An 18,723-nucleotide genomic window follows, 5' to 3' on the forward strand; every position below is an offset into this window, starting at 1 on the left:
AACCGTTTTCAGGCGGCCTTTGTGCACCCGTCCACCCATTCGCGCCGCGGATACTCCCAATCGTCGCTTTTCAGCACGAAGCCTTGGATTTCGTCGGGATAACGGCGGACGGTTTCGGCGAGGACGGCGCGGTAGAACCGCAGGGAGAAGGCGGTTGCCGCCGATCCCTCGGGCATAAAGCCGACGACCTGCCACAGACGGCCGTCTGAAACAACCTGCCAGTCCCTGTATTGCAGGGTAACGCTGCCGCGCCCGTATCGCGGGCATCTTTATCATCATCTTCGCTTTCGCCGCCATTCCCCATCTGCCTAGGGTGTGTTGATAATCAGCTTGCGAAGCGGTTTTTTGAGGAAAAATTCGCGCCTGCAAGGAAAAAAGCGCAGCAAGATTGGACATCTTGCGAGCATTTTTGACGCGGCAGGCGTGGATTTTTACCAAAAATACCGCCGCAAGGCTGATTGTCAACACGCCCTAGGCCGTCTGAAACCCGTTTTCAGGTTTTCAGACGGCCTCTGCCGCTGATGTAGGGTGTGCCGCGCAGCGACGCACGCGGTCTCGACTGACCGGCAAGCCATAGGGATTCGTTGCACGGCATAGAATGCGTGCGCCGCCTCGGGCGACACGCCCCACGAAATCCCCGCCGACGTCATTCCCGCGCAGGCGGGAATCTTCTCCAAAATTCGAAAATTACTGAAGAAACAACTATCTGACAAGATTACCAAGATTCCTGCCTGTGCGTGGATGAGGTTTCTGAAAAGGCGGTTTTCTGCTTTTCAGACTGCCTCAATCCGCAATCCGCCGTTTCAAACCGACGGCGCGGCTTCTTTCACCGCCTGCAAAACGCAGGCGATGTCTTCGGGCAGCACGGCCAGGGTTTGGCGCACGGTTGCGGCGGGGATGTCGCGGTAGTATGCCTCGGCGATGCTGCCGGTGATGGCGGCGATGGTGTCGGAATCGCCGCCCAGCGACACGGCAAGGCGCACGGCGTGTTCGAAGTTTTCGCTCTCGAAAAACGCCGCCAGCGCGTCGGGCACGGTTTTCATGCAGCTTTCGTCGAAGGTGTTGGCCGCTCGGATGGCGTCGCAGCCCGCATCCGAAGCATAGCCGAAACGCTCGCGGATTTCGTGGCGGATAAAGGCTTTGTCCCGCCCGCAGCGCGCCCAGAAAATCGCGGCGGCCACGGCCTGCGCGCCTTTGATGCCTTCGGGGTGGTTGTGGGTGACGGCGGCGGATTCGGCGGCATAGTGCAGCACCTCGTCCAGACTGCCGAACGCCCAGCCCACGGCGGACACGCGCATGGCCGAGCCGTTGCCCCAGCTGTTATAAGGCTGCGGCTCGGCCATGCCGATCCAGCGGCCGAACATGCCGCCGTAGCTGCCTTTGGGGTGCGGATAGCGGCGGCACCAGTCTTGCAGAATCCGCGACAAATTACCGCCGCAGCCCTGCGCCACCCAGTCGGCCACGGCGGCGGTGCAGATGGTGTCGTCGGTGAAACTGCAATCGGGATGAATCAGTTCGAAATCGGTGCTGCGACAGTTGTCAAACTCAAACCGCGAGCCGGCAATATCGCCGATGGCTGCTCCTAACATAATGTTTCTCCTTGAAAAGGATATAGTTAGTCAAAATAAAAAAGATACAAGGCAGCAAGCCGAAGACAGTACATATAGTACGGCGAGGCGCAGCAACGCCGTAGATTTTTGTGTTGGCTCACTATAAAACGCGCTTTCAGACGGCCTTTGTCTCTACCAAAAAGCGCAGGGCGGCTTCGTAGCCGTACACGCCCAGCCCGGCAATCACGCCCAGCGCGATGTCGGACAGATAGGAGTGGTGGCGGAAGGCTTCGCGTTTGTACACATTGGAAATATGCACTTCGACAAAGGGCAGCGCGGTGCCGGCCAGTGCGTCGCGCAGGGCGACGCTGGTGTGGGTGTAGGCGCCGGCATTGACAATGGCGGCGGCCGCACCCTCTTCGCGCGCGCGGTGGATGCGGCCGACCAGCTCGCCTTCGCTGTTGCTCTGATAACAGGCAACGGCCACGCCGAGCTGTGCGCCGAGTGCGGCAATGTGTTTTTCGATATCGGCAAGTGTCGTGCTGCCGTATATCTGCGGCTCGCGCGTGCCGAGCAGGTTGAGGTTGGGGCCGTTGAGCAGGAGGACGGATTTCATGGCGGGTTTCCTTTGTGGCGGACGGTTTCAGACGGCCTTTTACAATCGAGGCCGTCTGAAAAGGGGAACAGGAACTTTTCAGACGGCCGCACACCGCTTGGGCGCGGATGCCGTCTGAAAAGCACTACGGAGCGGATGATACGGGCAAACGCACAAGCTGTCGCGCCGGGTTTGCAGACGGCGGGCACGCGGTTGCACCAACATTGGGAAAAACGTGAGTGCCTGCGGCACACGCCTTACGCGTTGGCCGACAGGTGGGAATACGGTTGCTGTACGGTGTTGTGAAAACGCCGTTTCAGTGCGGTTCGGGCTGGATGTTTTTATCAGGCATTCCACTCTGGCCTCAGTTTGAAAAAGGCCGTCTGAAACCCGGAATCGGGTTTCAGACGGCCTTTGAAGTCCAAACCTGTTTAGAACGACATTTTCAGGCTGCCGTAGAAGGCGCGGCCGGGTTCGTTGTAGGTTTGCGCGCTGGCGTTGTTGGCGCTGCGGTAGAGCTGTTTGTTGAACAGGTTGTTGATGCCGACGCGGGCATTGAGGTTTTTATTGAAACGGTAGCCTGCGTTGATGCCGACCAGGCCGTAGGGGCTGACGGTGTGGCTGGTCAGGTTTTCATAGCTGTCCTTGTTGTTTTCTTTGACGCCGCGCGATTCCTGTTTGCCGTAGTAGGTAACGTTGAGGGCGGCGTCGAATTTTTCGTTCGGCTGCCAGTTCAGGCTGCTGTTGACGGTGTATTTCGGAATCACCGACAGGGGGTTGCCTGTGTCTTTGTTCACCGATTTGCGCATATAGGTGAAGTTGGTCGTCCACTTCAAGGTGCTGTGCAGCGGCAGGGTGAGGTTGCCCTCGAAGCCTTCCACCAGTGCTTTTTTGGCGTTCGCCCAGCGGTAGAGGTAGTTGCCGAGGTTGCTCAGGGCAACGGGTTCGTCGCCGGCAACGATTTTGTTGCGGTAGTCGTTGTGGAAGTAGGCTGCCGATGCCAGATAGCCGTTGCGGGCAAACTCGAAGCCGATTTCCTTGTTCAGGCTGGTTTCGGGTTTCAGGTTTTCGTTGCCGATCAGGTAGCAGCGGATGGTGTTGGGGGTGCCGACTTTACAGCCTTGGCCGCGTGTGTAGAGGATGTAGTTGGGGTTGCTTTGGTACAGGTTGGGCGCTTTGTAGGCGCGGGCGATGCCGCCTTTGATGTTCCAGCCTTCGCCGATGCGCTGTACGAAGTTGAATGCGGGACTCCAGTTGCCGCCCGATTTGCTGTTGTGGTCGAAGCGCAGGGCGGAAATCAGCTTGGTGCTGCCGCCGTTGAGATCGATATGGTCTTCGACATAGAGGGCAAAGTTTTTCTGGCTGTTTCTGCCTGCACGGTTGGTACCCAATCCTGCAAAGACGTCGGTTTTGCCTTGGTCGGTAAAGCCTTGTGTCATTGAGCTTTGGTCGTCCAGTTGGTCGCGGATGTATTCCGTGCCGACGGTAACGACGTGCTCCGCACCCAGTTTGAAGGGGATATTGGCTTCGGCGGCAAAACGGCCGGTTTTCAGGGTGCTTTCGGTGAACTGTTTGGGCGATTGGTAACGGCCTTCGGGGCCGCCCATCAGACCTTCCACCAAATGTTCGTTTTCGGTGCGGTCGAACTGGGCGGTGACTTTGGTGTCGCCCCAGTTCCAGACGCCTTCGTGGACGAGCGCGCTGCTGGTACGTTTGAGGATGGCGGTTTCTTCGCCGTAGAGCGATTTGGTGAAATCGTCGGGGTTGTTGTTTTGGTTGTCGCCCGCGTAGATGTTGCCCTGGCGGCTGTACATGGTGTCCCAGGTCAGGGTTTGCTCGGGCGTGATGCGCCAGGCGAGACGGCTCGCGATGTCGCGGTTGCGCACGCCGTCGCGGCCTGCGCCGAGTGTTTCGGTGCGTACCAGGCGTCCGCCGCGGTTGACGTAGCTGACGACGGTCGGGTTGATGTCTGCCGCGTCGGCATCGGTTTTGTTGAGGCTGCCGTAGAGGCGGAAGCCGAGTTTGTCTTGGACAACGGGGCCGCTGACGTTAAAGCCGATGCGGTTGGTTTTGCCTTCTTTGCTGTCCTGCGGGCGGTTGGTAAACAGGTTGAGCGAGCCGTGCCATTCGTTGCTGACTTTTTTGGTAACGATGTTTACCACGCCGCCGGCCGCGCCCGAGCCGTAGCGGGCGGCGGCGGGGCCGCGCAATACGCTGATGGATTCGATTTCTTCGGGCGGCACCCAGTTGCTGTCGCCGCGCGTGTTGCGCTCGCCGCGCCAGCTGTAGCGTTCGGCGTTGCGCGAGGTGACGGGGCGGCCGTCGATCAGAATCAGCGTGTTTTCCGGCCCCATGCCGCGGATGTCGATCTGGCGTTTGTTGCCGCGCTCGCCCGAGGCGGTATTGCCGGTGAGGTTGACACCGGGCATGGTGCGCACGATGTCGGAGATGTCGTTTACCGCAGGGCGGGTTTCCAAGTCTTTGGCGGTGATGCGCGACACGCCCAGCGACTGTTGGAGCTGGCGCTGGGCGCTGACATAGACGGTTTCCAGTTCTCCGCCTTCGTCGGCTGCGGTGTCGGCCTGCGCAAAAGCGGCAGCAAGCGCCAGCGGCAGCACGGCCAGGGCGGAACGGGGGAAGGGGTTGCGTTTCATCGGGTCTCCTTGAAATTATGTAAAGCAAAATTTACAAAGCCGGAATATAAAGGACGGTTGCGCCGCTGCCAACCAAAACAGGAACAAATCACATTATTTTTCCCCGCTGTCGGCAGAATGCAACAAGGCCATCTGAAACGGCATACGCGGGAAAACGCCCGCGCCGCGCCATGGCAAACGGATTATTTGCTATACTCCGCGCTCTGCAAACGACACACTCTATGGAAAACACCGTCATGAACATCCGATCCGCCGCCCTTGCTGCCGCCGCCCTGTTCGCGCTGGCCGCCTGCGACACCAAAGTCAGCAACCCGCAATCCGCCGACGCCGCGCCCGCTGCCGCTTCCGAAGCTGCGGCCGAGGCGCCCGCACCCGCCGTTTCGGCACAAACGCTTACCAGCCGCGACGGCGCGGTCAGCATTTCCGTTACCGGCAATTTCCAAGACCAAAGCGGCAACGCCGGGCTGCTGCCCGAAGGCACCAGCGCCGAAGAAGTGACGCTGCTGCAACGCGACGAAGACGCCGACATCACGCTCTCCGTTATCGATTTGGGCAAACCCGCCAAACCCGCCAAAGAATACTATGCCGGCCTGAAAAGCGCCTTGCAGGCGGCAGAACTGGCCGACCTGAAAGCGGGCGCGGCCACCGAAAACCGCATGGACTATTCCTTCACGCAGGCTGACGGCAGCAGCGAAAACTGCATCGCCATCTATCATCCCGAAAATCTCTACACCGTCTGCGCCAACAGCGCCACCGCGGGCAACGCCCGTCTGGCCGAAGCGCTCAAAGACGTGAAGCTGATAAAAAAGGCCATGTAAGGCCGTCTGAAACGCCAAAAGGCCGTCTGAAAAGTTTTCAGACGGCCTTTTTGTCTTTGCGTACGGATGCGGGTTCTTACAAAAAGCCGATAATCAGCGACGTCATGGACAGCGATTTGCCGACGATTTCGTCGTTAAAAAATTCCAGCGGCTCTTTTTCGCCGCGCAGGGCGAGGGCGTAGAGCAAGGGATAGAAGCAGCGGCGGTCGTGCAGCGCCTGACGGATGGCGACGGGGTAGTTTTCCTCGTCGAGCAGGCGGTCGTAACGGCGGCCGTTTGCCCATTTGTTAATCAGCTCGCGCGCCAGATCCGCCCACGGATAGGCGTTGCCCGGGCGGTCGGGATGCTGCCAGTCCTGCAACTGCGGATTGGAAACGGTGTGGCCGGTGGCAACGACAAGCACGCCTTCTTTGCGCAGCGGCGCGAGTTTGCCGGCCAAATCGAAATGCCCCTGCGCGTTCAGGCGGCGGTCGAGGCTGAGCTGGACGACGGGGACGGAAGCGTCGGGAATCAGGCGTTTGAGCACCGTCCATGCGCCGTGGTCGATGCCGCGCTGCGCGTCGGCCTCCGCTCCCAGCAGGGCGCAGACGCGCTCCGCCAACTCGGGACTGCCTGCGGCGGGGTAACGGATTTCGTGCAGCTCGGGCGGGAAACCCGAAAAATCGTGCAGGGTGGGCGGCTCGGCGGCGGCGGTGACGCGGCTGCCTTCCGTCACCCATTGCGAAGAAACGCACAGCACGGCGCGGATTTCGCCGTCGAACTCGTCGAGCAGCTCGTCGCCGTAGTTTTGCCACTCTTCCGTGTAGGCGTTGTCGCGCACGGCATTGAGCGGGCTGCCGTGGGCAACGAAGAGTACGGGCAGTTTCATAACATTCTCCTGTGCGAAGGGGCGCAGATGATAGGCCGCGGCGGCGGTTTGGGCAAGCGCGCGCTTTCAGACGGCCTGCCGCAGCCTGTATAGTGAGTCAAAATAAAAAAGATACAAGGCAGCAAGCCGCAGACAGTACAGGTAGTACGGGGCAGGTTTGCTTGGCATTTTTAATGCCTTAGCAAACCGCCCTCTTCGAGCTAAGGCGCAGCAACGCCGTAGATTTTTTATTTTGGCTCACTATACAATGCCGCGTTTTCCGACTGACGGCACACACGAAAGACCCCATGAAAGCGATGATACTGGCCGCCGGGCGCGGCGAAAGAATGCGCCCGCTTACCGACACCACGCCCAAGCCCCTGTTGCAGGTCGGGCGCGAGCCCCTTATCGGCTGGCACCTGCGCCGCCTCAAAGCCGCGGGCATCGAAGAAATCGTGATTAACCATGCCTGGCTCGGCCGCCAAATCGAAGAGCGTTTGGGCAGCGGCGCGGACTACGGCGTCTCCATCGCCTACTCGCCCGAAGGCGGTCAGGGTTTGGAAACCGCGGGCGGCATCGCCACCGCCCTGCCGCTGCTGGGGAACGAACCGTTTTTGGTCGTCAACGGCGACGTGTTCACCGACATCGACTTCGCCGCCGCCGTGCACCAGGCCGAAACCCTGCTTTCAGACGGCCTCGCCCACCTCTGGCTCACCGCCAACCCGCCGCACCATCCCGAAGGCGATTTCGTCCTGCGGGCAGACGGGCGCGTGCACAGCGAAGGCGAAGGCGTGCGTCTGACCTTCAGCGGCTGCGGCCTCTACCGCCCCGAACTCTTCGCCGCAACGCCGCCGCGCCAAGCGGCCAAACTCGCGCCGCTGCTGCGCCTTGCCATGACGCAAAACCGCGTCGGCGGCACGCACCATACGGGATTGTGGCTCGACGTCGGCACGCAGGAGCGGCTGGAAGAAGCGCGGCGTCTGGCGGCAGATTGCCAAATATAAGCCGCCGTCGGTGCGGATTAAATGGACAGAGGCCGTCTGAAAACCCCCGAACGGGGTTTCAGACGGCCTCCTGCCTTTTACGCCCCGTCCGTAAAGGGTTTCGTTTCGCGGACACTCCATCCGCCGATACGGTTTCGCTGCTTCGTCCCAATTAACAGGACAAATGTCCTGCCGCATATTTTTGCAACGCGGGCAACGGCCAATCTTTTACCGCCTACGCCGCCGTCGGCGCACGAAAAACCGACAGAGGCCGCCTGAAAGCCCCCGAACGGGATTTCAGACGGCCTCCTGCCTTTTGCGCCCCGTCCGCAGGCGTTTTCGCGGCGCGGGTATTCCCGCCGCCAATACACCCGCCCGATGCGGAACGGCATGGGTCGACAAACGCCGCCGCCCGTTCCCCGCCCCGCTTTCAGACGGCCTGTCCTGCGCGGCCGCCCGCCTTTCTGCTACACTCCGCGCTCTTTCACGGAGGGCGCGCGATGCGTTTTGTTTTTTCGCTGCCGGTTTGGGCGGTGCTGGCAGACATGATTTACACCTTTATATTGAACGTGATGCAGAGCGTGGCGCTGGGGCAGCGCAAAACCGCACCCGCCGACGGCCTGCCCGTGTCGCCCGAAATCGCTTTCAACGGCTTGCAGGTGCTGGCCAACGGCGGCATGGTGCTGGTGGTCGGCTTCGGCCTGTTGGTGCTGCTGCGGCTCAACCGTACCGTACCGCGCGGCGAGGCCGTGCCCGTCGGCGTGTTTTCCACGCTGGGGCTGCTGGCCGTGCTGGCGTTTTCGCTGACTTCGGTGTGGCAGTGGGGTTGGGCGCTGTTGCGGCTGGCGGGCGGCGAACCTGCGGTGTCGGCAGCCAACCCGCGCTACCTCGCCGTGGCCGCCTGCCTGCCCTTTGTCGCGCTGCTGTGCCTGTGGCGGCTGGCGGGCTGGTACCGCATCACCAAACGGCACGCGGCCGCCGACAGATTGGCGGATATCGGTCAGGACGGTGTTTGACCCGCCGCGCCGCCAAGCATGAGGCCGTCTGAAAGCGAAGCTTCAACGAAGTGAAAAGGCTTTTTTCAGACGGCCTTTATGCTTTCAGACGGCCTCAATGCTTTGTGCGGCGGCAAGTCTAACGCGCTTCCTGCCTGCGTATCAGCCACACCGCCCAAACGGCGAAGATCAGGGTGGGCAGCACGGCGGCGATAAAGGGCGGGATGCCGTAGAGCTGGCTGGTGAAGCCGAACAGGCGTCCGGCGAAGTGGAAGGCGAGGCCGAGGCAGATGCCGCCGAAGAGTTTGAGCCCCATATTGCCGTGGCGCGTCGATTGCGGGGTGAAGGCGAGTGCGACAAGCGCCATGACGACGGTGGCGACGGGATACATGAGTTTGCGCCACCATTCGATGCGGTAGAGGTCGGTTTTCTGGCGGTTGTCTTCGAGGTGGGCGATGTAGGCGGTCAGCGCGGTGACGGACATTTGGTTGGGGCTGACGAGGAGGACGTCGAGCAGGCCGCTGCGGATGTCGGCCTGCCAGTTTTCGCTGTCGTGCCGCTCGGTGCGCACGCGCTCTTTTTCGAGGATGCTGCGACGGACGTTCTGCAGATGCCATGTGCCGTCGGCGGCAACTGTGGCGGCGTCGGCCTGCCAGCTTTCGGCCAGTTGGAAGGCGTCGTTGAGGCGGAAGGCTTTGATGCCGCGCAGGCTTTGGTCGGGCAGCATTTCGCGCACGTTGACGATGGTGCTTTTTTCTTTAATCCACAGGCCTTCGGCGCCGGTGCTGATGCGGCCGTTTTTGGCGGTGGTTTTCAGGTTTTCGGCGTAGCGGTTGGCGGCAGGCGCGGCCCATTCGCCGAGAACGGCGGTGCCGCAGGCGAAAATCAGGCCGAAGGCAAGGAGGATGGAGATGAGTCCGGCGGTGCTCATGCCGCTGGTTTTGATCACGGTGAGCTCGCTGTTGGCGGCGAGGCGGCTGAGGGCGATGAGGCCGCCGATTAAGACGGCCAGCGGCATCATCTGATAGGCGTGGTCGGGAATTTGCAGCAGGACGTACTGCATCATTTTGACGCCGTTGTAGCTGCCTTCGCCGATGTCGCCCACTTCGCCGACGATGTCGAAAAAGCTGTAGAGGGTAAGCAGGGCAAACATGGCATAAAGGCTGGCGCCGGCAAGCTGCCTGACGAGATAGCGGGCGATGAGTTTCATGGTTTGCTGCCTTTCAGGGCGGCTTTGAGCGCTTGGCCGAAGGGCTGCGCAGGCATGGAGCGGATGCGCAGCAACAGGAAGGCGGCGGCCAGCATGGCAAGATGCGGCGGCAGGAGTCCCGCCCAAAAGCCGATTTTGCCGTTTTCGATGGCGTTGCGCAGGAAGGTGAGGCCGTTTTGGTAAATCAGGAAAAAGCCGATGGCAAACAGGATGTTGTAGGTATGGCCGGTGCGTGGGTTGTAATAGGAGAGCGGCACGGCAAGCACGGCGAGGATGAGCGCGGCCAGCGGCAGGCTGACGCGCCACATCAGTTCGGCGCGGTATTGCGGGTTGTCGCTGCCGATAAGGCGGGCGGTGGGAATGGTGCGGCGGTGGTCGATGGGGTTGATGATTTTCGGCGTGGTGCTGATGACGAGGCTGAGGCGCTCGAAGCCGACGCGGTTGTAATCGGCTTCGCCGGGGATGCCGCTGTAACGGTAACCCTGCGTCAGTTCGAGCGTGCGTTTGTGGTCGTTGAGGGCGAAGCGGCCTTCTTTGGCGAAGACGACGTTTTCCCGTCCTTTACTATCCTGCTCGCGCAGAAAGAGGTTTTTCATCACGCCCGATTCGGTGTTGAAGGTTTCGACGAAATACACGCGGCCGTTGCGTTTGCCCAGCGTGCGGAACTCGCCCTCTTCCACCAGCGACAGTTCCTGCTTCTGCTTCAAAAGTTCGGCAAACTCGCGGCTGCGCAGTTCCGCCCACGGCAAAACGGAAAGCTGCATCACGGCAATCAGCACGGCAAAGGGCAGGGCGAAGGCAAGCACGGGACGCAGCCACTGTTTCAGCGACAGGCCGCAGGAGAGCCACACCGACATTTCGCTGTCGCGCCAAAAGCGCGTGAGCACGGCGAGGGTGGAAATATAGGCGGTGAGCACCAGCAGAAGCGGCGTCATGCCCAGCGTCCAGAAGCCGATCAGCGCGGCAACGGCGTCCACCGCCACGCGCCCGTCGGCGGCGCGGCCGAGCAGGTTCACGGCCTGCGTGGACACCAGCACCGCCAGCACCACGGCAAAAATGCCGACGGCGGCGAAGGTGAGTTCTTTAATGAAGTTTTGGCGGTAAATCATAAACGCATTATCGGCAAAGGCCGTCTGAAAAGGCGCGGCGGCGGTTTCAGACGGCCTGTATGATGGAGTACAATCCTGCGGATTCTCACAGCAACCGACAGGAAATTAGGAAAATGGAATTTATCACAAAAGCCGAATCTTTGCAGCCGCAGGCCGCAGGCGCAGTGCTCTATATCGTGCCCGCAGGCATCACCGTCCGCACCGACGAAACCGCCGCCCTGCTGCTTGCTTCGCTGGAAAACGGCGACACCTTCGCCGCCGCGCAAACCGTGTCCGAAGGCAAACTGCGCGCCGTCGCCGTCTGCCGCCCCGCCGCCTTTGCCCGCGCCGAGCTGGAAAAAGCCGCCGCCGAAGCCGCCGCCTGGGCGCAGAAGCAGGAAAGCATTGCCGTCGATTTGTCCGCCCTCTCCGCCGCCGAAGCCGCCCTGACTGCCGAAGTGTCCGCCCTCGCCTTCGGCGCGGCCGTTTACCGTTTCGACCGCTTCAAAAAAGAAGCCAAACCCGCCAAGCTGCAAAGCGCCGCTTTTTACGCCCCCGAACACGCCGCCGTCGTTCAGACGGCCTTAGCCGCCGCCGAAGCCGCCCTCTACGGCATCAACCTGTGCAAAGACCTCGGCAATACCGCCCCCAATGTCTGCACCCCGCAATACCTCGCCGAAACCGCCAAAGCCGAAGCCGAAAAATTCGGCGCCTCGGCCAAAATCCTCGATAAAGAATACATCCGCGAACACATGGGCGCGTTTTGGTCTGTCGCCAAAGGCAGCGTGCAAAACCCCTACCTGATCGAGATGCGCTGGATGGGCGCCTCCGACCCCGCCGCCGCGCCTGTCGTCCTCGTCGGCAAAGGCATCACCTTCGATTCAGGCGGCATCTCCCTCAAACCCGGCGAAGCAATGGACGAAATGAAATATGATATGTGCGGCGCGGCAAGCGTAATCGGCACATTCGTTGCTGCCGTCAAAGCCAGGCTTCCCGTCAACCTGATTGCCGTCGTCCCCACCTGCGAAAATATGCCCGACGCCGGCGCAAGCAAACCCGGCGACATCGTCACCGCCATGAACGGCACCACGATCGAAATCCTCAATACCGACGCCGAAGGCCGCCTCATCCTCTGCGACGCCCTCACCTACGCCGCACAATTCGAGCCTGCCGCCGTGATCGACGTCGCCACCCTCACCGGCGCCTGCATCATCGCCCTCGGCCACACCGCCAGCGGCCTGCTGGCCAACAACCAGGAGTTGGCCGACCAACTCCTCGCCGCCGCCCGCGCCGCCAACGACAAAGCCTGGCAGCTCCCCCTGTTCCCCGAATACAAAGAACAGCTCAAATCCAACTTTGCCGACCTGCAAAACATTGGCGGCCGACCCGCCGGCACGATTACCGCCGCCGCCTTCCTGTCGCACTTCACCGAAACCTACCCGTGGGCACACCTCGACATCGCCGGCACCGCCTGGAAATCCGGCAAAGAAAAAGGCGCCACCGGCCGCCCCGTCCCCCTCCTGCTGGAATTCCTGCGCAACAGAGCGTAAACCCCTTCCGCAACACAAAAGGCCGTCTGAAAACCGCAAAGGTTTCAGACGGCCTTTTAATATTGGGTAGGGCGTACCGCACGGGGCAACGCCCCACTTGTAACCCAAAGGCCGTCTGAAAAACAAAATCTTTACAAAAAATCAAAAGCAGTTACAATGCCGATCTATACCGCTTGTCAAATAATCAAACCGTTTATATAAAGCAAAAAAAAAAAAACAATTTCAAAACAATCGACTAATAAAAACATCAAAAACCCGTTTTTGCCACGACAAATCCTGTCGCAGCACCCGCGCATACTGTCGCCCATCCAAACACAGCGAACCGAAAACATGGCTTCACCCAGCAAAAACCAGCTCAAAATCGCCGAAAGACTGGCCGACATCCTCACCCGCCTCAACAACGGCGAAATCCTCGTTCCGCAGCAACTGGCCGCCAAATACGAAATCTCATTGCGCACCATCCAGCGCGACATCGGCCGCCTCTCCCACCTGCTCGACAAAAACAGCAAAGGCTACTTCATCGACAAAAACCGCCACGGCCACCTCGGCGCGGGCGAAATCGAACGCATCTGCCGCTTCGCCAGCATTCAAGACCTCTTCCCCGAACCCGACCGCAAATTCTTCCGCGAAGCCCTGCGCCAAAGCGTCACCGTCAAAGGCTTCCAATACGAAGACATCAAAGAGCGCCAAAACGAATTCGACCTCATCACCCAAGCCGTCGAACAGCGCAACATCCTCTCCTTCGCCTACGTCAAAACCGACGGCAGCATCAAAAACTACCGCCTCGAACCCTACCGCCTCGTCAACAAAAACGGCATCTGGTACCTCGCCGGCCTCGATTGCGGCAAACAGAAAACCTTCTGTTTCAGCCAAATCCGCAACCCGCAAAAAGAGCGCGACACCTTCCTGTTCGACGAAGACCTCTCCCGCCGCATCGAAGAGAGCGACAGCCTCTACCACGGCAACCACATCGGCGAAATCGTAGTCCGCATCGCCGCACGCGCCGCCCCCTACTTCACCCGCCGCGCCCTGCTGCCCAACCAGGAAACCGTGCGCAGCCTCGAAGACGGCAGCCTGCTTCTGGCCTGCAAAAACGTCAGCCCGATGGAAGTCGTGCCCATCGTCCAATACTGGATACCCCACGTCTCCATCGTCAGCCCCGCTGGTTTGCAGGAACAGATGGAACGCAAACTGCGCGCCTATCTCGACGGAAAGGATGAAAAATGGGAAAGATGATCGGCGAACTTCTTGAAATACTCCTACGGCTGATAGGCAACGCCATCTCCCATTCCGGCGGCTGGCTGCCCTATCTGCCCACATGGGCGGCGATATTGCTGGTTTTGGCCGCTTTCGCGCTCGGCCTGTTTTTTATGACCCGCAACAGGAAATAAACAAAAGGCCGTCTGAAAACCCTTTCAGACGGCCTCAGGAAAAGAAAACCATATATTGCAGCCGTAAAAGACCCCTACCGCTTTGCAACCCAAAGCTGCCCGCAACACCATACCGCCAAAACAAGCAAAAGGACAAGCCATGACCGAAACCCGAAAAATCGCCCTCGCCGACCTGAACGGACAACTGCCGCAACTGATCGAAAGCCGCAGCAGCTTCCAAATCTGGGACGTCGATTTGGACGCCCTGACCGACACCGTTCTCGCCGTCGAGGCCGAAATCGAAAAACAGCGGCTCACCTGCCGCATCTACACCCGTGGACGCCTGGCCGCCGCCGCAGTCGGCATTTTCCACGCAGGCGCAGGCATCGCCACAGCCGTCGGCATCGCCGCCCACAATATCGCCACCTACAACCCCGATTACGAAGTCTGCAAAGACTTGGCGAATAACCGGCTGATTGTGGAATTTAAGAAATAACCGTTTTTCGCGGCATCCGCCGCATTTCCGCCGCAAGGCTTTTATCTGAAACCAGTGTAGGAGAGTAAAACCATGTTTAATATTTTTGATGTTTTGGAAAACAGTGAAATTCAAGGTTTAAGCAAATCGCAACTTAGAGAATTAACCAACAGACTGCGAAGCACCAAAGTCAATGTTCTGCTGGTTGGCGGAACAGGTGTCGGCAAAAGCTCTACCATTAACGGGCTGTTCAAAGATAATCGTGCACCTGTCGGACAAGGCGCAGAACCCGAAACTGCCGAACTTAAAGCCTACAAATGGGACAACCTGATTATTTGGGACACTCCGGGATTTGGCGACTCTGCTGCTAATGACCGGCGTTATAAGGAGCAAATCGAGAAAAAACTGCATGAAAAGGATGAAAACGGCCAGCCGTTAATCGATATGGTGCTGCTGATATTGGACGGCGCCAGCCGCGACTTTAGCTCTGCCTACACCATTATCAAAGAAGTTATCAGCCCGAATTTAGCCGAAGCAGATAAAAACCGCCTATTGGTTGCCATCAATAAAGCCGATATGGCCAACAGCGGGCGCGGATGGGACAGCGAAAACAACCGTCCCACTAAAAAATTGGAAACCATATTACAGGAAAAACTCGAATCCACCCGCAAACGGATTCAGGAAGATACCGGTTTGAATGCCGACATGATTTACTATGTGGCTGGTTTTAAAGACGGAGACGAAACACAACAGCCGTACAATATGGAAAAACTACTGAGCCATATCCTGACCCATCTGCCATTGAAAAAAAGGGCAATCGTCATGCAGGATGTAAATCAGGACGAGTCTGTTTTTCAAGATAATGACAAAGACTATCAAGATGAAATAAAAGAAAAAATTGAAGAATCTCTTTGGGAAAACATCAAATTGTTTGCAACGGATATGGGGCTTAAAATTATTGACTCCACCAAAGAGGTAGCAGAAAAAACTGTTGATTTTGCAAAAGATACAGTTGTTGCCGTACTTTCATCAAAAGAAGCTCGTGAAGCCGCTTTTAACTGGGCTATATCGCTGTTTAAAGAAAAAGCAAACAAAAATAACGAATAAAGGATCGAAACATGGCATATCGTGAAGACAAAGATCTAGAATTTCTTGCGGAAATGGAAAGCCGTGATTTGAATGATTTGGTGTACTGCCTAATCTACGATACCGATGGCAAAGAACGGATTACCGAAGAATTAAGCAAATCTGAATCCTACAAAAAATACGTTCCCGATCATCAGAAATACTGGCAGGAGATTGCTGCTGAAATCCAAACGTTTGGCGCAAACTCCTTTGCCACAATGGCACGCGGCGGAAAAGGCGTGCTTTATCGGGAAGTTTTGTCTGATGTGGCTGAAAAAATGAAAGTCAAATTTGACAAAAACGTATCAACTGCTGATTTGGAAAGTGCACTTTTAGAGAAAATCCTTGAGACTGGCGCCAGCAAACTCGATAGCAAAGATTTACAGAAATTAGCGAACAAAATCGGTATTTCTTCTGCCACTTCCCTGAGCAAAGAAGCATTGCTAGCGGCATTTATCACTGCTTTTCGTTCGGGCGGCATTCAATCTTACCAATTGGCATCAATCATTATTGATAGCGCATTGACTGCTATTCTTGGCAGAGGCTTGGCCGTTGCAGGCAGCTCTTTATTGGCTCGAACAGTATCTTTTCTTACCGGTCCAATTGGTTGGGCAATTATAGGGGCATGGACAGCGATTGATTTCGCAGGGCCGGCCTACCGTGTAACCATTCCTGCCGTATTAAATATTGCCTGGCTGCGTCGACAGGACGAATTAGAGAAAAAACATCTACTTACCGAATACCAACGTGAATTGGAGAGGTACAAACGCGAAGAAAGCGATTTAACCTCCCAGTAATCCGCAAATACCGGCCGTCTGAAAGCAAAGCTTCAACGAAGTTAAAACCTTTCAGACGGCCTCAACCTTATAAGGAGCTTCCCATGACGGCAAATCTTGACAGCACCAACTCCTACTACCGCCAACACCGCGACACCTACCCCGAATCCTTCCGCCTGCGCATCCACCGCGCGCTAAGCTGGCTCAAAGCCGCCGCAGAGGCGCAAAGGCCGTCTGAAAACAGCGAAGGTTTGGATTTCCGCTTTATCGCCCTGTGGATTGCCTTTAACGCCGCCTACGCCAATGAAATCGACAGGCATTCGATGCCCACGGAGCGCAGCGATTTCAGGCAGTTTCTGCAAACCGTGTGCAGCCTGGACAAGGAGCGGCTGCTCTATAAGCTGGTTTGGCAGACCTATTCGGGCAGCATCCGCACCTTGCTGGACAACCGCTACACCTTCCTGCCCTTTTGGGATTTCCACAACGGCAAAATCAGCGAGGCCGCATGGCAGGAGGATTTTGCCCGCGCCAAAAAGAAAGCGCATGCCGCATTGGCCGCGCAGGATACCGATACCGTGCTGGCCGTGTTGTTCGACCGTCTTTACACCCTGCGCAACCAGATGGTGCACGGCGGCGCGACCTTCGGCAGCAGTGCCAACCGCCGCCAGCTTAAAGACGCCTGCCATATCCTCGCCGACCTGATTCCCGCCGTGCTGCACATCATGCAGCAGCACCCGCAGCGCGATTGGGGCAGGCCGTTTTATCCTTATGTCAAAGACAACGGTTAGGCGGAAGCAGGTTTAAAAAGGCCGTCTGAAAACCCGATTAAAAGGTTTTCAGACGACCTCTATCTGCAAAACTCATCCGGCAAACGGCGCAATATCGACCGTTTCGCCGCAGGCGGCGGACAGCACTTCGGAGAGTACGGCGAAAAACTCCTGCCCGTCGCGCGTGGCGAGCCATCGGCCGTTCTGCTCGGCGAAATGGTAGCCGCCGCTTTTGGCCGCAATCCACAATTCCTGATTGGGCGTGTGGCGGTTGACAATCACCTGCGTGCCGTCTTCCGCCTCTATCGTCAGCACATTGCCCGCGCGCTGGCAGTCGAAGTCCAAGCCGCTGCCGTCGATTTCGTCTTCTATATAGGCAAACAGCGCGTCCGAATGCTGCAAAAATTCACTTTCCGTCATCATTTGCTTTGTCAGATTGGGTTAAAATGGCGCGCATCTTGCCACAGAGAACGCAAAAAAACCATGAAAACCCCCGTCGCGGCCGCTTTGGCCGCCCTTCTGCTGCTGGCCGCCTGCGGCTTCAAAGGCGACCTCTATCTGCCCAAAGAAAACGACAAAGCGGGCTTCGGCGCGGTACAAACCGGTCTGAAAAAACCCGTCCGCCCCGCCAAAACACCCGCACAATCCACGGAAACCCGACCATGACCCTGCGCTGCGAAAACCTCAGCTACACCGAGCTGGCCGAACGCTACGGCACGCCGCTTTACGTTTACAGCCAAGCCGCCCTCGACCAAGCCTACGCCGCCTACCAAACCGCCTTTGCCGCCCTCAACCCCCTCATCTGCTACGCCGTCAAAGCCAACGGTAACCTGGCCGTTATCCGCCGCTTCGCCGAGCTGGGCAGCGGCTTCGACATCGTTTCCGGCGGCGAACTCGCCCGCGTCCTGGCCGCAGGCGGCAGCGCGGCGAAAACCATTTTCTCCGGCGTCGGCAAAAGCGAGGCCGAAATCGAGTTTGCCCTCAAAGCGGGCATCAAGTGTTTCAACGTCGAGAGCCTGCCCGAGCTCGAACGCATCAACGACGTTGCAGGCCGTCTGAACCTGCGCGCGCCCGTTTCCCTGCGCATCAATCCCGATGTGGACGCGCAAACCCATCCCTATATCTCCACCGGCCTGAAAGAAAACAAATTCGGCATCGCCATGCGCGACGCCGAAGCCGCCTACCGCCGCGCCGCCGAACTGCCGCACCTGCGCGTCGTCGGCATCGACTGCCACATCGGTTCGCAGCTCATCAAACTCGACCCGCTCGTCGAAGCCTGCGAACGCATCCTTAGTCTCGCCGACCGCCTCGCCGCGCAGGGCATCGCCTTGCAGCACATCGACTTGGGCGGCGGCGTCGGCATCGTCTACCGCGACGAAGACACACCCGATCTCGCCGCCTACGCCGCCGCCGTGCGCGAACTTATCGGCAGCCGCACACTCGGCCTGATACTCGAACCCGGCCGCAGCCTCGTCGGCAACGCGGGCGTTCTGCTCACCCGCGTCGAATACGTCAAACACAACGAAAACAAAAACTTCGTTATCACCGACGCCGCCATGAACGATTTGATGCGCCCCGCCCTCTATCAGGCCTACCACCACATCGAACCTGCCGAAACGCCGTCCGCCGCCCCCTTCGCCGCCGACATCGTCGGCCCGATTTGCGAAACGGGCGACTTCCTCGCCAAAGACCGCAGCATCGCGGCACAGGCGGACGATTTGCTGGTTGTGCACAGCGCGGGGGCTTACGCCTCGAGCATGGCGGGCAACTACAACACCCGCCCCCGCGCCGCCGAAGTGCTGGTTTGCGGCAGCCAAGCCCGCCTTGTGCGCCGCCGCGAAACCATCGAAGAAATGCTGGCCAACGAAAGGGAATGCCTGAACGCGGCGGACTGATTGCTGCGGATGCAAAAAGGCCGTC

21 protein-coding genes are annotated in these 18,723 nt (G+C 58.7%); 12 read left to right on the top strand and 9 right to left on the bottom strand.

Annotated elements, in window-relative coordinates; genetic code table 11:
- Nucleotides 1–8: 8 nt before the first annotated feature.
- The 5 genes from CGZ77_RS12005 to CGZ77_RS04625 form a co-directional block, all read right to left on the bottom strand.
- Nucleotides 9–176, bottom strand: coding sequence for a hypothetical protein (locus CGZ77_RS12005; protein WP_157058147.1), 168 nt, complete (start codon nucleotides 174–176; stop codon nucleotides 9–11).
- Nucleotides 177–803: 627 nt separating this feature from the next.
- Nucleotides 804–1,589 (bottom strand): ADP-ribosylglycohydrolase family protein, encoded by a 786-nt coding sequence (locus CGZ77_RS04615; RefSeq protein ID WP_009427003.1) that lies wholly within the window; start codon nucleotides 1,587–1,589, stop codon nucleotides 804–806.
- 136 nt (nucleotides 1,590–1,725) lie between these two features.
- Nucleotides 1,726–2,166: a type II 3-dehydroquinate dehydratase gene (gene aroQ / locus CGZ77_RS04620; RefSeq protein WP_009427001.1), complete on the bottom strand. Its 441-nt coding sequence runs from the start codon at nucleotides 2,164–2,166 to the stop codon at nucleotides 1,726–1,728.
- Nucleotides 2,163–2,354 (bottom strand): hypothetical protein, encoded by a 192-nt coding sequence (locus tag CGZ77_RS12010; RefSeq protein ID WP_009427000.1) that lies wholly within the window; start codon nucleotides 2,352–2,354, stop codon nucleotides 2,163–2,165. Before CGZ77_RS12010 ends, aroQ begins: the two co-directional genes overlap by 4 nt.
- A gap of 222 nt (nucleotides 2,355–2,576) precedes the next feature.
- On the bottom strand, nucleotides 2,577–4,799 hold the full coding sequence (locus CGZ77_RS04625) for a FepA family TonB-dependent siderophore receptor (protein WP_009426999.1): 2,223 nt from the start codon (nucleotides 4,797–4,799) through the stop codon (nucleotides 2,577–2,579).
- A gap of 221 nt (nucleotides 4,800–5,020) precedes the next feature.
- On the opposite strand from CGZ77_RS04625, the gene CGZ77_RS04630 reads away from it, so the two are divergent.
- Nucleotides 5,021–5,617, top strand: coding sequence for a hypothetical protein (locus tag CGZ77_RS04630; RefSeq protein WP_051040467.1), 597 nt, complete (start codon nucleotides 5,021–5,023; stop codon nucleotides 5,615–5,617).
- Nucleotides 5,618–5,693: 76 nt separating this feature from the next.
- Here CGZ77_RS04630 and CGZ77_RS04635 read toward each other — a convergent pair whose 3' ends face one another.
- Nucleotides 5,694–6,485: a dioxygenase gene (locus CGZ77_RS04635; RefSeq protein ID WP_009426997.1), complete on the bottom strand. Its 792-nt coding sequence runs from the start codon at nucleotides 6,483–6,485 to the stop codon at nucleotides 5,694–5,696.
- Between the two features lie 287 nt (nucleotides 6,486–6,772).
- On the opposite strand from CGZ77_RS04635, the gene murU reads away from it, so the two are divergent.
- Complete coding sequence (murU, locus tag CGZ77_RS04640) at nucleotides 6,773–7,468, top strand: N-acetylmuramate alpha-1-phosphate uridylyltransferase MurU (protein ID WP_009426995.1); 696 nt, start codon at nucleotides 6,773–6,775, stop codon at nucleotides 7,466–7,468.
- Nucleotides 7,469–7,947: 479 nt separating this feature from the next.
- A complete protein-coding gene (locus CGZ77_RS04645) occupies nucleotides 7,948–8,463 on the top strand; it encodes a hypothetical protein (protein ID WP_009426993.1) in 516 nt (171 codons plus the stop codon).
- Between the two features lie 118 nt (nucleotides 8,464–8,581).
- Here the strand turns inward: CGZ77_RS04645 and lptG are convergent, their stop codons facing one another.
- Nucleotides 8,582–9,652, bottom strand: a complete 1,071-nt coding sequence (gene lptG, locus CGZ77_RS04650) for an LPS export ABC transporter permease LptG (RefSeq protein WP_009426992.1) — start codon at nucleotides 9,650–9,652, stop codon at nucleotides 8,582–8,584.
- Nucleotides 9,649–10,761, bottom strand: coding sequence for an LPS export ABC transporter permease LptF (gene lptF, locus CGZ77_RS04655; RefSeq protein ID WP_009426991.1), 1,113 nt, complete (start codon nucleotides 10,759–10,761; stop codon nucleotides 9,649–9,651). The genes lptG and lptF overlap by 4 nt, the downstream gene beginning before the upstream one ends.
- A gap of 113 nt (nucleotides 10,762–10,874) precedes the next feature.
- On the opposite strand from lptF, the gene CGZ77_RS04660 reads away from it, so the two are divergent.
- The 7 genes from CGZ77_RS04660 (at nucleotide 10,875) to CGZ77_RS04685 (ending at nucleotide 16,824) form a co-directional block, all read left to right on the top strand.
- Nucleotides 10,875–12,290 carry a leucyl aminopeptidase gene (locus tag CGZ77_RS04660; protein WP_036496547.1) on the top strand — a complete coding sequence of 472 codons (1,416 nt, stop codon included), beginning with the start codon at nucleotides 10,875–10,877 and terminating at the stop codon, nucleotides 12,288–12,290.
- Nucleotides 12,291–12,620: 330 nt separating this feature from the next.
- A complete protein-coding gene (locus tag CGZ77_RS04665; protein ID WP_094030978.1) occupies nucleotides 12,621–13,526 on the top strand; it encodes a YafY family protein in 906 nt (301 codons plus the stop codon).
- Nucleotides 13,514–13,681: a hypothetical protein gene (locus tag CGZ77_RS12015; RefSeq protein ID WP_157058146.1), complete on the top strand. Its 168-nt coding sequence runs from the start codon at nucleotides 13,514–13,516 to the stop codon at nucleotides 13,679–13,681. The genes CGZ77_RS04665 and CGZ77_RS12015 overlap by 13 nt, the downstream gene beginning before the upstream one ends.
- Nucleotides 13,682–13,820: 139 nt before the next feature.
- Entirely contained in the window at nucleotides 13,821–14,156 is a 336-nt protein-coding gene (locus tag CGZ77_RS04670; protein ID WP_009426987.1) for a hypothetical protein, read from the top strand.
- Nucleotides 14,157–14,228: 72 nt separating this feature from the next.
- Nucleotides 14,229–15,242 carry a GTPase family protein gene (locus CGZ77_RS04675; RefSeq protein ID WP_094030979.1) on the top strand — a complete coding sequence of 338 codons (1,014 nt, stop codon included), beginning with the start codon at nucleotides 14,229–14,231 and terminating at the stop codon, nucleotides 15,240–15,242.
- Nucleotides 15,243–15,253: 11 nt separating this feature from the next.
- Nucleotides 15,254–16,057, top strand: coding sequence for a DUF3944 domain-containing protein (locus tag CGZ77_RS04680; RefSeq protein ID WP_009426985.1), 804 nt, complete (start codon nucleotides 15,254–15,256; stop codon nucleotides 16,055–16,057).
- 83 nt (nucleotides 16,058–16,140) lie between these two features.
- On the top strand, nucleotides 16,141–16,824 hold the full coding sequence (locus CGZ77_RS04685; RefSeq protein WP_036496546.1) for a HEPN domain-containing protein: 684 nt from the start codon (nucleotides 16,141–16,143) through the stop codon (nucleotides 16,822–16,824).
- Between the two features lie 72 nt (nucleotides 16,825–16,896).
- Here the strand turns inward: CGZ77_RS04685 and cyaY are convergent, their stop codons facing one another.
- Nucleotides 16,897–17,226, bottom strand: a complete 330-nt coding sequence (gene cyaY / locus CGZ77_RS04690) for an iron donor protein CyaY (RefSeq protein WP_009426983.1) — start codon at nucleotides 17,224–17,226, stop codon at nucleotides 16,897–16,899.
- Between the two features lie 60 nt (nucleotides 17,227–17,286).
- Between cyaY and CGZ77_RS04695 the strand changes: the two genes are divergently transcribed.
- Together CGZ77_RS04695 and lysA are read left to right on the top strand one after the other, a co-directional pair.
- A complete protein-coding gene (locus tag CGZ77_RS04695; RefSeq protein WP_009426982.1) occupies nucleotides 17,287–17,469 on the top strand; it encodes a lipoprotein in 183 nt (60 codons plus the stop codon).
- Nucleotides 17,466–18,698, top strand: a complete 1,233-nt coding sequence (gene lysA, locus CGZ77_RS04700; protein WP_009426981.1) for a diaminopimelate decarboxylase — start codon at nucleotides 17,466–17,468, stop codon at nucleotides 18,696–18,698. Before CGZ77_RS04695 ends, lysA begins: the two co-directional genes overlap by 4 nt.
- Nucleotides 18,699–18,723 lie beyond the last annotated feature (25 nt).

The organism is Neisseria sp. KEM232 (assembly GCF_002237445.1).
In the GTDB taxonomy this organism is placed as follows: domain Bacteria; phylum Pseudomonadota; class Gammaproteobacteria; order Burkholderiales; family Neisseriaceae; genus Neisseria.

Bases quoted from the DNA above. Each gene is read 5' to 3' on its own strand.
- CGZ77_RS12015 (WP_157058146.1), top strand. From the start codon at position 13,514: ATGGGAAAGATGATCGGCGAACTTCTTGAAATACTCCTACGGCTGATA.
- murU (WP_009426995.1), top strand. From the start codon at position 6,773: ATGAAAGCGATGATACTGGCCGCCGGGCGCGGCGAAAGAATGCGCCCG.
- CGZ77_RS04625 (WP_009426999.1), bottom strand. From the start codon at position 4,799: ATGAAACGCAACCCCTTCCCCCGTTCCGCCCTGGCCGTGCTGCCGCTG.
- CGZ77_RS04675 (WP_094030979.1), top strand. From the start codon at position 14,229: ATGTTTAATATTTTTGATGTTTTGGAAAACAGTGAAATTCAAGGTTTA.
- CGZ77_RS04645 (WP_009426993.1), top strand. From the start codon at position 7,948: ATGCGTTTTGTTTTTTCGCTGCCGGTTTGGGCGGTGCTGGCAGACATG.
- CGZ77_RS12005 (WP_157058147.1), bottom strand. From the start codon at position 176: ATGCCCGAGGGATCGGCGGCAACCGCCTTCTCCCTGCGGTTCTACCGC.
- CGZ77_RS04670 (WP_009426987.1), top strand. From the start codon at position 13,821: ATGACCGAAACCCGAAAAATCGCCCTCGCCGACCTGAACGGACAACTG.
- lptF (WP_009426991.1), bottom strand. From the start codon at position 10,761: ATGATTTACCGCCAAAACTTCATTAAAGAACTCACCTTCGCCGCCGTC.
- lptG (WP_009426992.1), bottom strand. From the start codon at position 9,652: ATGAAACTCATCGCCCGCTATCTCGTCAGGCAGCTTGCCGGCGCCAGC.
- CGZ77_RS04680 (WP_009426985.1), top strand. From the start codon at position 15,254: ATGGCATATCGTGAAGACAAAGATCTAGAATTTCTTGCGGAAATGGAA.
- cyaY (WP_009426983.1), bottom strand. From the start codon at position 17,226: ATGATGACGGAAAGTGAATTTTTGCAGCATTCGGACGCGCTGTTTGCC.
- lysA (WP_009426981.1), top strand. From the start codon at position 17,466: ATGACCCTGCGCTGCGAAAACCTCAGCTACACCGAGCTGGCCGAACGC.
- aroQ (WP_009427001.1), bottom strand. From the start codon at position 2,166: ATGAAATCCGTCCTCCTGCTCAACGGCCCCAACCTCAACCTGCTCGGC.
- CGZ77_RS04630 (WP_051040467.1), top strand. From the start codon at position 5,021: ATGGAAAACACCGTCATGAACATCCGATCCGCCGCCCTTGCTGCCGCC.
- CGZ77_RS04635 (WP_009426997.1), bottom strand. From the start codon at position 6,485: ATGAAACTGCCCGTACTCTTCGTTGCCCACGGCAGCCCGCTCAATGCC.
- CGZ77_RS04665 (WP_094030978.1), top strand. From the start codon at position 12,621: ATGGCTTCACCCAGCAAAAACCAGCTCAAAATCGCCGAAAGACTGGCC.
- CGZ77_RS04660 (WP_036496547.1), top strand. From the start codon at position 10,875: ATGGAATTTATCACAAAAGCCGAATCTTTGCAGCCGCAGGCCGCAGGC.
- CGZ77_RS04695 (WP_009426982.1), top strand. From the start codon at position 17,287: ATGAAAACCCCCGTCGCGGCCGCTTTGGCCGCCCTTCTGCTGCTGGCC.
- CGZ77_RS04685 (WP_036496546.1), top strand. From the start codon at position 16,141: ATGACGGCAAATCTTGACAGCACCAACTCCTACTACCGCCAACACCGC.
- CGZ77_RS04615 (WP_009427003.1), bottom strand. From the start codon at position 1,589: ATGTTAGGAGCAGCCATCGGCGATATTGCCGGCTCGCGGTTTGAGTTT.